Source organism: Micromonospora sp. CA-249363 (genome assembly GCF_050950185.1).
Lineage (GTDB): Bacteria > Actinomycetota > Actinomycetes > Mycobacteriales > Micromonosporaceae > Micromonospora.
The window spans coordinates 784,162-797,450 of record NZ_CP192020.1 but is presented as its reverse complement, the minus strand read 5'-3'; the positions used below and the strand labels follow the sequence as shown (position 1 = coordinate 797,450).

Sequence of the window (13,289 nt, the reverse complement as noted above, 5' to 3'; positions counted from 1 at the left end):
CTCAGGTCGAGAGGTCGACCTCTTCCCAGCCGGGCGGCTCGTCGTGGTAGGGCCCGCGCAGGATCACCGCCCACTCCAGCGCCCAGCGTCGCTGCCCGATCGCGTTGGCGTCGACGAGACCCGGCAGGGGGCGGCCGTTGCGCTCGGTCTCCAGGTACGCCCAGTCCAGGCAGTAGTGCAGGTCGAGCAGGGCCGCCGCGTCGGCCGGATGCTGCGGCGCGGCGAGGATCCTGGACTGCCAGCGCCCGAACGTCTCCCCCTCGGCGATGTGCGGCAGCCGCTCGACCAGCCGCTCGTCCACCGCCAGGGTGGGGTCGAGCTGCTTGCTCAACCCCAGCACCCAGGCCAGCGCGAAGAGCGCGTCGTGGTGCAGCACGAACGAACGGTGGTCACCCTTTCCGCCCATCACGAACTGCCACTCGGGTGGGGTGACCATCTCGACCAGGTGCGAGCCGAGCAGCCAGCTCATCGCCGCCTGCGGGGGCATCCCGAAGCAGCGGGCCAGGATGAGGTGCAGCACGGCGATGCGCGCCTCGATCTCGGCCCGGGGACGCAGCTCGATCGCGTCACCCGGCTCCCACACGAGCGGAAACTGGACCGGCGGCAGCGGCAGACCGAGCCGGGACAACTCGTCCAGGCTCGCCTCACGCACCTCGCGGGGGTCGGGGGCAGGTACGGTCACGGGGCAACTTCCTGTCTGCGCGCCACGCCTTTGGCCTGCGACAATAGCGCTCCCAGGGGACCGACACCATGCCGCCCCGACCCCGGTGCGGTCAGCCGATCCGCTCGATGACCAGGGGTGCCGTGGTCGCTGCGGTCGGCGCAATGTGCACCGCGCGACTTGCCTCCGCCAGAGCCGCCGGAATTCGGGTCGAATCCTCCGCGCGCAGCTCGTAGAGAGGGTCACCAACCCGCACCGCGTCACCCGGCCGCCGGTGCAACACCACACCCGCCGGGACGCTGACGGGGTCCTCCTTGCGGGCCCGGCCCGCGCCGAGCCGCCAGGCCGCAACCCCCATGGCGTACGCGTCGACGGCCGCCACGTATCCGTCCTGCTCGGCCCGGACCACCTCGACCTCCGGCGCAGCCGGCATCGGCGCGTCCGGGTCGCCACCCTGCGCCCGGATCATCGCCCGCCAGGAGTCCATCGCCCGCCCGTCGCGCAGCGCGGCCTCCGGGTCGGCGTCCGGCAGGCCGGCGGCGTCGAGCATCTCCCGGGCCAGCGCGAGGGTCAGCTCCACCACGTCGGCGGGCCCACCCCCGGCCAGCACCTCGACCGACTCGGTCACCTCGACCGCGTTGCCGATGGCCAGGCCGAGCGGGGTCGACATGTCGGTGAGCAGGGCGACCGTCCGTACGCCGTGCGCGCCACCCAGCTCCACCATCGTGCGGGCCAGTTCGCGTGCCTGGTCGACGGACTTCATGAAGGCGCCCGAGCCGACCTTGACGTCGAGGACCAGCGCGCCGGTGCCCTCGGCGATCTTCTTGCTCATGATCGAGCTGGCGATCAGCGGGATCGCCTCGACGGTGCCGGTCACGTCGCGCAGCGCGTACAGCTTCCGGTCGGCGGGGGCGAGCCCGGCGCCCGCCGCGCAGACCACCGCGCCGACGTCATCGAGCTGGCTGATGAACTCGTCGTTGGTCAGCGCCGCCCGCCAGCCCGGGATGGACTCCAACTTGTCCAGCGTGCCGCCGGTGTGCCCGAGGCCGCGTCCGCTCAGCTGCGGTACGGCGGCCCCGCAGGCGGCGACCAACGGGGTGAGCGGCAGGGTGATCTTGTCGCCGACGCCGCCGGTCGAGTGCTTGTCGACGGTCGGACGCCGTACCGCCGACAGGTCGAGCCGCTCACCGCTGGCGATCATCGCGGCGGTCCACCGGGCGATCTCCGGGCCGGTCATACCGTTGAGGAGGATGGCCATGGCCAGCGCCGACATCTGCTCGTCGGCGACGACGCCCCGGGTGTACGCGTCCATCACCCAGTCGATCTGCGCGTCCGACAGCACACCCCCGTCCCGCTTGACCCGAATAACATCAACAGCAGCAAACCCACTCATCAAAAGATCTTTCCTAGTCCGTTGCAGATCCCGCCCGACGGCCAGTAACCAGGTCGGGGGCGGGGGCCGACCGTGCCCGGCGGAGGGATCAAGCCTGACCGCCCGGAGCCGGGCACGGTCGGCCCCCGCCCCCCAACCTCAAGAAGCAGACCACCGAACCGGGATCTCCAAAGGCGGCTCCCCCTCGCCCGCCCAGAAGATCGTGCCGGTCTCGTCCACCACGACGACCCGTGGCGTCCGGGCCATTCCCCAGGTGATCGCCTCGGCGGGATCGTCCCAGGTCGGCGCCTCCTCCAGCACACCGGTCTCGGCGCCCGAGTCGTCTCCGGCCGACCGCTCCCAGTACGCCGTCCAGACCTGCTGTCCGGCGGACATGTCCGGGTGCACGAAGACGGTGCCGCGACCCCGCCAGGCGGCCAACCGCTCCGGGACGACCGGCACCGGCGTCTCACCGGTCACCGCCTCCAGGTCCTCCACACCGAAGGCGTGCGGCAGCAGCTCGGCCATCCGCAGTGGGCGGGTCTTCGTCTCGATCAGACAGTCCGGGCCACCGTTCTCCCAGAGCAGTTGCCGACACCGGCCGCACGGCATCAGCGGCTCACCGGTGGCGTCGACGCAGGAGAGCGCGACGAGTCGACCGCCACCGGTGGCGTGCAGGCTGGACACCACCCCGCACTCGGCGCAGAGCGTCACCCCGTACGCGGCGTTCTCCACGTTGCAGCCGACCACCACACGACCGTCGTCGACGAGCGCGGCCGCGCCGACGGGAAACGTCGAGTAGGGCGCGTACGCGTGCCGCATCGCCTCGGTGGCGGCGGCGCGCAACCGCGCCCAGTCAATGTCGGTCATGCCGTCATTCTGCCCAAGCGGCCCAGGTCAGGCGCGGGCAGGGCGGGGTTCGCGACCTCGGCTACCCACGGCCAGGAGGGGTGCACGGTGATCACACTGCCCCTGCTCCGCGATCTTGTTACCCACCACCACGCACCTGATCGAGGTCGGGATGCTGAGGGGCCATCTTCGTACTCGGTCGTCCTGCACAAGACGAACGGTGGACCGTCGTGGCTGCGCACCACTTCGACGACGTACCCAGGGAGGGTGTTGGTGGGCGCGGACGGCGAGCACCGCGTCGTGCCCGGCAGGTGAGTCCTGCCGGGCACGCCTGCTGGTGTCAGCCCTTGATGTACGGCTTGCCGTCGGCGGCGGGCGCCCGGACCCGGCCGACCAGGCCGGCGACCGCCAGGATCGTCGCCAGGTACGGCAGCATGGCCAGGAACTGACTGGGGATCGAGCTGTTGATCGCGCTCAGGTAGGTGGCGAGCTGGTCGGCGAAGCCGAAGAAGAGCGCGGCGAGCAGCGCCCCGGTCGGGTTCCAGCGGCCGAAGATCAGCGCGGCCAGCGCGATGAAGCCCTTGCCGCCGATCATGTTCTTGGTGAACGAGTAGAGCGCCAGCGTGTACGACGCGCCACCGATACCGGCGACCACACCGGCCAGCAGCACGTTGCGGTAGCGCACCCGCAGCACCTTGACGCCCAGCGTGTCGGCGGCGATCGGGTGCTCGCCCACCGACCGGGTCCGCAGCCCCCACCGGGTACGGAACAGACCGATGTGGATCACCAGCACCAGCAGCAGGCCGAGGTAGAGGAAGATGTTGCCTCGGAACAACGCCGGCCCGAGCACCGGGATGTCCTTGAGCAGCGGGATCTCCCAGTTGCTGAAGCGCGGCGCGCTGTTGTACTTCTCCGCGTCGGTCTGCATCAGCCGCTCGTAGAGGAAGCCGGTGACGCCGACCGCCAGCAGGTTCAGCACGATGCCCATGACGACCTGGTCCACCAGGTAGCGGATGGCGAAGACGGCCAGCAGCAGCGAGATGAACGCGCCACCGATGGCGGCGGCGACCAGACCCACCCAGACGCTGCCGGAGATGCTGCCGAACAGGGCGCCGCTGAACGCGCCCATCAGCAACTGCCCCTCGATGGCCACGTTGACCACACCGGACCGCTCGCAGAGCACACCGGCGAGCGCACCGAAGATCAGCGGCAGAGCCAGGATGAACGTGCCCCGGATGATGTTGACCAGCGGCATGAAGTTCTGCCCGGCCGGCGCGGCGGAGACCTGCCAGCAGAGGAAGGACAGCACGAAGGCGACCAGCCCCACTCCGAGCACGGGCAGGAACCAGCGCTTCGGCACCCCGGCGAGGAGCGCCGCGCCGGCGGCGATCGCGATGATCCCGAACAGGATCGCGCCGATCGTGCCGTTGATCTCCAGGGCGGCGCCCGCCGCGTCGTCGCTGAGCGTGAACCGGGCCTCCTGATCGGTGGCGAGCGCCCCGAACAGCACCGCCGCCAGCAGGCCGAGCGCCGTCAGCGTGAGGCCGACCTTGCGGGTCCGGGTCCAGAAACCCTCGTCGACGCCGACCGCGACGTCGGGGACAGCCATGGTGGACATGCGTTACCAGCCCTTCGCCAGGCTCGTCTGCAACCGGGCGGCCCGTGCGGCCCGGAGCTGGAAGATCGCCTTCACCAGTGCGGGAGCGGCGATGAAGATGACGATCAGCGCCTGGAGCACGGTCACCAGCTCCAGCGAGATGCCGGAGTACGACTGCATGCGGTTGCCGCCGGCCTGGAGCGCGCCGAACAGCAGCGCGGCGAGCAGCACACCCCAGGGCTTCACCCGGCCCAGCAGCGCCACCAGGATGCCGTCGAAGCCGATCTGCGCCACCACCAGCGGCGTCAGCGCGCTCGCGGTCGAGCCGAGCACCATGTTCGAGCCGCCGAGGCCGGCCAGGATTCCGGAGAAGACCATGATCAGGATGTACGTCCGGGTGACGCTGATGCCGGCCGTACGCGCGGCGTCCGGGTTGGCGCCGACCGCGCGCAGCTCGAAGCCGAGCGTGGACCGGTTGAGCAGCCAGGCGACCGCCCAGGTGGCCAGGACGGCGATCAGGATGCCGGCGTGCACCCGCAGGTTGTCACCGAGCAGGCGGGGCAGCTGCGCGGAGGTGTCCACCGCCTTGCTGATCGCGTCGGTCCGGGTCGGGTCCTGCACGCCGTTCTGCACGATCAGCCAGGTCAGGAAGTACGTGGCGACGTAGTTGAGCATGATCGTGTTGATGACCTCGTGGGCGCCCGCGCGGGCCTTGAGGATGCCCGGGATGAAGCCCCAGATCGCCCCGCCCAGCGCGCCGGCGAGCACCGCCACCAGCAGGTGCAGACCGGGCGGCAGCGGCAGCAGGAAGCCGGCCAGCGCCGCCAGGATCACGCCGATGGTCGCCTGACCCTGCGCGCCGATGTTGAACAGGCCACCACGGAAGGCCAGCGCCACCGCCAGGCCGGTGAAGACCAGCGGCGCGGCGTACGTCAGGGTCTCGGAGATCGGCGCGAGCACCGCCTGCCAGCCGTTGCTGCCGTTCAGCCAGCCGGAGAACGCCTCGGGGTCGAAGATCGAGCCCTTGAACAGGTTGGCGTACGCCTCGCTGACCAGCGTCCAGCTCGAACTGAACGCGTCCGAGGGGCGGGCGGTGATGTAGGTGTAGGTGTGCAGCACGTCCGGGTCAGAGACGATCATCAGCACCGCGCCGACGACGATCGCCAGCACCAGCGACAACAGGGTCACCGTGAAGGTGTTGGCGGCCCAGAGGTTGTCCAGGAAGAGCCGGCCCAGGGACGGCTTCGGCTCCGGCGTCTTCTCCGTCGTGGTCGTGCCGGCCCGCTCGGTGTTGCCGAGGGCGTTCTGCGCCGCCTGCGCCTCGCTCGCCGGCTCCTTGTCCGGAGAGCCCGACTGCGGATTGGGGTTGGTCATGCCTCGTCCTCGCTCGCGGGGCCTTCGGCGCGCGCCGGACCCCCGTCGGCCACGCCACCGGAGGTGGCCGGGCCGGGCTGGGCTGCGGTGCCGGCGGTGGTCGCATCGGGCTCGGCCGGCGTGCCGGCCGAGGCCGCGTCCGGGTGGATGCCGGCCATCAGCAGGCCGATCTCCTCACGCGGGGTGTCCGGGCCGACGATGCCGATGATCCGTCCGCGGTACATCACCGCGATCCGATCGGCCAGCCCGACCACCTCGTCAAGCTCGCTGGACACCACCATGACGGCGGTGCCGACGTCCCGCTCGTGGATGATCTGGCTGTGGATGAACTCGATCGACCCGACGTCCACGCCACGGGTCGGTTGGGCGGCGATGAAGAGCTTCAGCGGCCGGGACAGCTCCCGCGCCACGATCACCTTTTGCTGGTTGCCGCCGGAGAGGGTGCCCACCGCCGCATCCGCCGATGAGGTACGGACGTCGAACTGCTCGATCCGCTCCCGGGCCGACGACGCGATGGCGTCGGGCTTCAGGGCGAGGCCGCTGCCGAACGGTGGCCGGTCGTAGATGTCCAGCACCAGGTTCTCGGCGACGCTGAACTCCTTGACCAGGCCGTCGACGCTGCGGTCCTCGGGCACGTAGCCGACCCCTGCGCGCAGGACCCGCTTGGTCGTCCAGCCGTCGATCCGGTCGCCGCCGAGGCTGACCGTGCCGGCGAGCACCGGGCGCAGACCCATGATCGCCTCGATCAGCTCCGTCTGGCCGTTGCCCTGCACGCCCGCCACGCCGAGCACCTCGCCCGCCCGTACGGTCAGGTCCACGCCGTCGACCGCCCGGATCTGCCGGTCGTCGTCGACGACCAGGCCGGCCACCTCGAGTACCGGCTCGCCCGGCGTGGCCGGCGACTTGTCGACCGTGAGCCGCACACTGCGGCCGACCATCAGCGCGGCCAACTCGTCGCGGGTGGTCTCCGGCGCGGCGGTGCCGACCGTCTTTCCGCGCCGGATCACCGTGATCCGGTCGGCGATCGCCTTGACCTCGCCCAGCTTGTGGGTGATGAAGACGATCGACTTACCGGCCGCCTTGAGCGACCGCATGACCGTCAACAGCTCGTCGGTCTCCTGCGGGGTGAGCACCGCGGTCGGCTCGTCCAGGATGAGCAGGTCGACGTCCCGGGTGAGGGCCTTGACGATCTCCACACGCTGCTGGATGCCGACCGGCAGGTCCTCGATCACCGCGTCCGGGTCGACCCGCAGGTTGTAGCGCTCGGACACCTCCGTGACCTCGCGTCGGGCCCGCCGCCGGTCCAGGAAGCCGGCGATGCCGCCCCGTACCTGCTCGGCGCCGAGCATGATGTTCTCGGCGACGGTGAACACCGGCACCAGCATGAAGTGCTGGTGCACCATGCCGATCCCGGCCGCGATGGCGTCCGACGGCCCCTTCAGGCGCAGCGGCGTGCCGTCCACCAGGATCTCGCCCTCGTCGGGCTGGTAGAGCCCGTAGAGCACGTTCATCAGGGTCGACTTGCCCGCGCCGTTCTCGCCGAGCAGGGCGTGAATCTCTCCAGGCTCCACCGTCAGGTCGATGTGGTCGTTGGCGACCAGATCACCGAACCGCTTGGTGATGCCGCGCAGTTCGAGTCTCAGCGCAACCTCCTGGAGTGTGAGCGATGGTGCAGCCTAGCTGCCGTCGAGCGGGCCGGAGCGGCCTGGCCGACGCGGTGCGCGATCGGCCGCTCCGACCCCCACGGTCACCCGCGGGGCCGAAGCGGCCGATCGGTCGTACCTGTGCCCCGTCGACCCTTCCGATGATCTCATCGGAGGAGCCGAGCGGTCGTCACTTGGTCGGCTGGGCCTTCGAGGTGACGGTGATGGTGCCGGCGGCGATGTCCGCCTTGATCTTGTCGACCTCGGTCTTCAGCTCGGCCGGAACCTTGCCGTCGAAGTCGTGGTACGGGGCGATCGAGACACCGGTGTTGGCCAGGGTGCCGACGAAGCCCGGGCTGGCCTGCAGCTTCTCGCCACCGGCAGCCTTGACCACGGCCTCCTTGACGGCCTCCGGGATGTTCTTGACCACGGTCGTGATGATCGCGGAGCAGTCCGGGGTGCTCTCGCAGCCGTCGACGTCCACCCAGATGGTGTTGTACTTGCCGCCCGAGGCCTTGGCCGCCGCGGTGGTGCCGAGGCCGGAGCCGCCGGCGACCGGCATGATGATGTCCGCGCCCTGGGCGACCAGCGCGTCGGAGACCTTCTTGCCCTCGTCCTGCTTGGCGAAGTCGTTGGTGAAGGAGCCCTTCTGGGTCTCCTTGTTCCAGCCGAGCGCCTGGACGTTCTTGCTCTTGGTCTTGTTGTAGTACGCCACGCCGTCGACGAAGCCGTCCATGAAGATCGTCACCGGCGGGATCGGCAGACCACCGTAGGTGCCCACCTTGCCGGACTTGCTCATCCCGGCGGCGAGGTAGCCGGCCTGGAAGGCAGCCTGGGCGGTGTCGAACTGCATCGGGTAGATGTTGGCGTCACCCGGGTTGGCGTCGACGATGCCGAACTGCTGGTTCGGGTTCGCCTTGGCGATCTTGGAGGTGGCGTTGGCCATCAGACCGCCGACGGCCAGGATGAAGTCGCACTTCTGGTTGACGTACTGCGTCAGGTTGGGCTCGTAGTCAGCCTCGGCCTTCGACGCGACGTACTTGATGTCGATGTTGTCGTTGGCGGCCTTGGCCTCCTGGAGGCCCTTCCAGGCCGAGGTGTTGAACGACTTGTCGTCGATGCCGCCGACGTCGGTCACCATGCAGGCGCTGAACTTCTTGGCACCGCTGCCGGCGTTGTTGTCATCATCGGGGGCCTCGCCACACGCGGCGGCGCTGAGCGCGAGCCCACCCACCGCGACGATCGAAGCGATCCGCATCCCACGCACCGAGCGCAAGACGTCTCCTTCCCATTGCACACCGCGCATAGTGCGGTGGCAGCCCATCAGCCGACCTGCGGGTGTGCCGCCGGCTGTCCCACGTTACGGACGGGAGCGTACGCCCGCGCCCACCCACCGGCCGACAATCGTGCACGACTGTTGAGTGCCTGTTACCCGGGTGTAACCCTTGCGTGGGGCACATCACTCTTCGTGCTGCTAATCGAGCGCCGAGGTGTCGTCGAAGTCCGGTTTCCGAGGAGCATCTCCCCCTCGGACGCTACCGCCAAAAGACCGCCACCGCCGCGTTGACCAGGGTCAGGCCGACGATCGCGAGGAAGTGGCCCCGGTTGACCACGTCCCGCTTCCGGGAGAAGAAGACCATGACGAAGATCAGCAGGGCGATCACCAACTTCGTCACAAGTTTTGCCGGGTTCGGCTCGTCGTCACCGCCGCCGCGCAGGGGCGCGGAGAGTCCGAGGCCGGTCAGCAACTGGATCACGGCGCCCCAGAGCATGGCGGAGTTGATCCGCAGCTTCCCGCTGACGTACTGGGCGATCGAACCGCCGAGCAGCAGGGCGAAGCCGATCAGATGGACATAGAGGAGGATGAGTCGCAGCGCTTCCACGCCGCCCATCCTCCCCCATCAACGACCGTTCGTAGTAGTGGGCCCGTCGATCGGCGCGCCGAAGGGCTCACCCCTTGACCGCTCCGGAGGTGAGGCCCGAGACGATGAAGCGCTGAAGGAACTGGAACACCAGCACGGTGGGGATCGCGGTGAGCAGGGTGCCGGCCGCGAAGATTCCGAAGTTGGTGTTCCGCTCGCCGCCCTGCAACATGCCCCGCATGCCGACCGCGAGGGTCTTGGCGTCCGTGTCGGTGAGGAAGACGCTCGCCATCAGGAACTCGTTGATGGTGTTGATGAAGGCGAGCAGTCCGGTCACCGCGAGGATCGGCGCCACCAACGGCAGCATGATCCGGAAGAAGACCTGGGCGTGTGAGGCGCCGTCCATGGTCGCGGACTCGTCCAACTCCCGGGGCAGGGTGTCGAAGAAGCCCTTCATCAGCCAGGTGTTCACGCCCAGCGCACCGCCCAGGTAGAGCAGCAGCAGACCCCACGGGGTGTTGAAGCCGACGGCCGGCCACAGGTCGGTGATCGTGCCGAAGATCAGGAAGATCGCCACGATCGCCAGGAACTGCGGAAACATCTGGATCAACAGCAACGACAGCAACCCCACCCGTCGACCCTGGAACCGCATCCGCGAGAAGGCGTACGCCGCGAGCGCCGAGAGGAACACCGAGGCGAACGAGGCGCCTCCGGCGATGAGCAGCGAGTTCAGGAACCAGTGCCCGAATCCGGTACGCGCGAACAGGTCCCCGAAGTTCTCGAACGACACCCCGCCGGTCGGCACCAACCCGGTGGACGAGAGGGTGCCGAGCGGGTTGAGCGCCGCCGAGACGACGAACACGAGCGGGAAGAGGCTGAACAGCACGCCGAGCAGGCCGACCAGGTGCCGCCAACCGACCTGGGCGAGCCAGCGGTTCCTCCGCCCTCTCGCCGGGCGGTCGACCGCGGTCGGGCGGTTCGGGTCGATGAGCGTGGTCACGCGTACACCTCCTCCTGTTGACGGGTCCGCCGGAAGCTGACCGCCGACACCACCGCCACGATCGCGAAGATGAACAGCGAGATCGCCGCGGCGAAGCCGAACTGTGCCGCCTGCCCACCGAACGCCAGCCGATAGGTGTAGGTGATCAGCAGGTCGGTGGCGCCGTTGCCGGGGTTGTCCGCCGGGAACGGCGCACCCTCGGTGGTCAGGTAGATCGCGTTGAAGTTGTTGAAGTTGAACGCGAACGACGAGATCAGCAGCGGCGACAGCGCGACCAGCAGCAGCGGCAGGGTGACCGCGCGGAAGGACTGCCAGGGCGAGGCCCCGTCGACCGAGGTGGCCTCGGTCAACTCTCGCGGGATGGCCTGGAGCGCGCCGGTGGCCACGAGGAACATGTACGGATAGCCGAGCCAGAGTTGCACCAGGATCACCGCGGCGCGGGCCGTCCAGTCCTGGCCGAACCAGTCGACGCCGAGCCCGAACAGGTTGTTGATCAGCCCGAAGTCGGTGTTGAACATGTCCCGCCAGACCAGCAGCATCGCGAACGACGGCATGGCGTACGGCAGGATCAGCAACATCCGGTAGAGGTTGGTGCCCCGCATCCGGGGCGAGTGCAGTGCCAGGGCGATCAGCAGACCGAGGATGAACGTGCCGCCGGTGGAGCCGATCGCGAAGGCGACGTTCCAGACCAGCGTGCCGAGGAACGGCCCGGAGATCCGCTCGTCGGTGAGTATCCGGGTGAAGTTGGCCAGCCCCACGTTCACCTTCCACCCCTGGGCCAGGCGCTCGCCGTCGGCGGCGACGAACGCGCCGGCCTCGCCGTCCGCCGTCCAGGTCCGGCCGCTGTCGCTGTCCCGGACGCAGTCGCAACCCGCGTCGTACGCCCGCACGGCCCTGCCCTCGTACGCCCGCGACAGGCCGGACGAGCGCAGCGCGCCGACGGCGGTCGGCACCACCAGATCGGTGATGTCCCTGCTGCGGGCGCTGGCCTGACCGACGTTGAGCACGGTGTAGCCGTCGGCCGCGGTGACCCTCCCGCCGGGGGCGACGGTGACCGTGCCGGGGTCGAGCGGACGCAGGCCGCCCCGGTCGCCGACGGAGACGGTGGCGGTCGCCGGGTCGGTGATCAGGAAGACCAGTGCGCCGGTGGCGGGATCGCCAGTGGTGGCGACGGACAGCGGGTACTGGGCGGAACCCGCGACCTGTCGCACCGAGCTGCTCTGGATCGCGACGATCGCGTCGTCCTTGCTGCCCCGATGGCCGTCACCGAAGTTGGTGAAGGCCGTGCTCGCGGTGTAGAGGACCGGCACGACCTGGAAGGCGATGAGGAAGAGCGTGCCCGGGACGAGGTACTTGGCCGGAACGTGCCGACGGCCCGCGTACAGGTAGAACAGCCCGGCGGTGGTCAGCGCCAGCACCGCCAGCCCGGTCCACTGCTCGGCCTCCACGAGCGGGAATGCCGCCCAGATCGGGATGCCGGCCACCAGACCGAGCAGGATCACCTTCGCGGCGAGGCCGGCCGCGGTGATCGGCGCGTGGTTCCGCGCGGTACGGGACGTGCGGGGGGACCCGGTGTCCACGGGCCCCCGGCCCGGGGTCTGCTGACCAGTCCCCGGGCCGGACAGCGGCGTACTCATTACTTGATCGAACCGGCGATCGTCCGGCCGGCCGCGGTGACCGTGCTGGTCGGGTCGGCGCCGCCGATGACGGCGGCCTCCGCCTTGCCGAACGGGTCCCAGATCGCGGCCATGGCCGGGATGGCCGGGAGCACCTGGCCGTTCCTGCCGGCCTCGATGAACTTGGCCAGGTCCGGGTCGCTGCCCTTGACCTGGTCCAGCGCGGCGGTCAACGCCGGCGGGCGCGGGTCGGCCTGGTAGAGCGCCACGGCCAGTTCCGGCTTGGCGACGTGGTTGACGACGAACTCCTGGGCGAGCGCCTTGTTCTTGCCCTTGGCGGCCACGTAGAAGGACTGGACGCCGATGAACGGAGCGGCCGCCTTGCCGCCGGCGAAGCCGGGAACGGCGGAGACGTCGTACGCGATGCCGGCCTTCTTCACGTCGGCGGTGGCCCACGGTCCGGAGACCAGGAAGGCGCACTTCCTGCTGGTGAAGGTGGCCGTCGCGTTGGTGTCGGCGATGGAACGCTTCAGCACGCCCTCGCCCTTCTCGCCGAGCGCGGCGATCTTCTTGAACGCGGCGATCGACTCCGGCTTGCCGACGCCGAGGTCCTTCGGGTCGTAGTCCCCGTTCGCCGTGGTGCCGAAGAGGTAACCGCCGGCAGAGGAGTACAGCGGGTAGATGTGGTACGCGTCGCCCTTCTGTCCGACCTGGAGGCAGAGCGTCTCGGTGACCTTCTTCTGCGCCTTGAGCTGCTTCCCGGTGGCGACCAGGTCCTCGATCGTCTTCGGCGCCTCGGGGGCCAGTTCGGTGTTGCGGATCAGCGCCAGGTTCTCCTGCGCGTACGGCACGCCGTAGAGCTGCCCGTTGAACGTGACGGCCTTGACGGCGCTCTCGCTGAAGGCGGCCTTCTGCTCCGCGGGCAGCTGCACCGGATCGATGGCGCCGTTCTGGACCAGGTTGCCGATCCAGTCGTGCGCGCCGATCACCACGTCCGGACCGCCGCCCTGGCTCGACACGGTCACGAAGTTGTTCTGCAGGTCCTCGTTCGGGACGGCCTGCACCTCGACGGTGACGCCGTTCTCCTGACCGAACTTCTCGGCGAACGGCTTGAGCGCCGCGGTCCGCTTGTCGTCGGCCCAGATCACCAGTTTGCCGCCGGCGGCCGTGGGGGTTTCCTTCGTGGCCGGCTCGTCGCTGTCGCCGCCGCAGCCCGAGGCGGCGAGCGCCAGGCCGAGAACGGCGACCACACCCGCGGTACGGATGCGCATCGGTACTCCTGTCGTCATGGCGGGTCCGCCGGGGGAAGGTCGCC

11 protein-coding genes are annotated in these 13,289 nt (G+C 69.7%); all 11 read right to left on the bottom strand.

Features of this window, described 5'->3' with window-relative positions; all coding sequences use genetic code 11:
- Position 1 precedes the first annotated feature (1 nt).
- On the bottom strand, positions 2–682 hold the full coding sequence (locus ACQPZK_RS03850) for a DUF4272 domain-containing protein (RefSeq protein ID WP_433536971.1): 681 nt from the start codon (positions 680–682) through the stop codon (positions 2–4).
- 91 nt (positions 683–773) lie between these two features.
- Complete coding sequence (locus ACQPZK_RS03845; RefSeq protein WP_433536970.1) at positions 774–2,054, bottom strand: thymidine phosphorylase; 1,281 nt, start codon at positions 2,052–2,054, stop codon at positions 774–776.
- A 138-nt stretch (positions 2,055–2,192) separates the two neighbouring features.
- Positions 2,193–2,903: a cytidine deaminase gene (locus tag ACQPZK_RS03840; RefSeq protein WP_433536969.1), complete on the bottom strand. Its 711-nt coding sequence runs from the start codon at positions 2,901–2,903 to the stop codon at positions 2,193–2,195.
- A 319-nt stretch (positions 2,904–3,222) separates the two neighbouring features.
- Entirely contained in the window at positions 3,223–4,500 is a 1,278-nt protein-coding gene (locus tag ACQPZK_RS03835; protein ID WP_433536968.1) for an ABC transporter permease, read from the bottom strand.
- Positions 4,501–4,503: 3 nt separating this feature from the next.
- The gene (locus ACQPZK_RS03830) at positions 4,504–5,853 is read right to left on the bottom strand and encodes an ABC transporter permease (protein WP_433536967.1); all 1,350 of its coding nucleotides are present in this window, start codon (positions 5,851–5,853) and stop codon (positions 4,504–4,506) included.
- Positions 5,850–7,424 carry an ABC transporter ATP-binding protein gene (locus ACQPZK_RS03825; protein WP_433536966.1) on the bottom strand — a complete coding sequence of 525 codons (1,575 nt, stop codon included), beginning with the start codon at positions 7,422–7,424 and terminating at the stop codon, positions 5,850–5,852. Before ACQPZK_RS03825 ends, ACQPZK_RS03830 begins: the two co-directional genes overlap by 4 nt.
- Positions 7,425–7,686: 262 nt before the next feature.
- Entirely contained in the window at positions 7,687–8,754 is a 1,068-nt protein-coding gene (locus ACQPZK_RS03820; RefSeq protein ID WP_433539100.1) for a BMP family lipoprotein, read from the bottom strand.
- 277 nt (positions 8,755–9,031) lie between these two features.
- The gene (locus ACQPZK_RS03815; protein ID WP_405427415.1) at positions 9,032–9,379 is read right to left on the bottom strand and encodes a hypothetical protein; all 348 of its coding nucleotides are present in this window, start codon (positions 9,377–9,379) and stop codon (positions 9,032–9,034) included.
- A gap of 67 nt (positions 9,380–9,446) precedes the next feature.
- Positions 9,447–10,358, bottom strand: coding sequence for a sugar ABC transporter permease (locus ACQPZK_RS03810; protein ID WP_433536965.1), 912 nt, complete (start codon positions 10,356–10,358; stop codon positions 9,447–9,449).
- On the bottom strand, positions 10,355–11,995 hold the full coding sequence (locus ACQPZK_RS03805) for an ABC transporter permease subunit (protein ID WP_433536964.1): 1,641 nt from the start codon (positions 11,993–11,995) through the stop codon (positions 10,355–10,357). Before ACQPZK_RS03805 ends, ACQPZK_RS03810 begins: the two co-directional genes overlap by 4 nt.
- On the bottom strand, positions 11,995–13,245 hold the full coding sequence (locus tag ACQPZK_RS03800; RefSeq protein ID WP_433536963.1) for a sugar ABC transporter substrate-binding protein: 1,251 nt from the start codon (positions 13,243–13,245) through the stop codon (positions 11,995–11,997). The genes ACQPZK_RS03805 and ACQPZK_RS03800 overlap by 1 nt, the downstream gene beginning before the upstream one ends.
- Between the last annotated feature and the right edge of the window lie 44 nt (positions 13,246–13,289).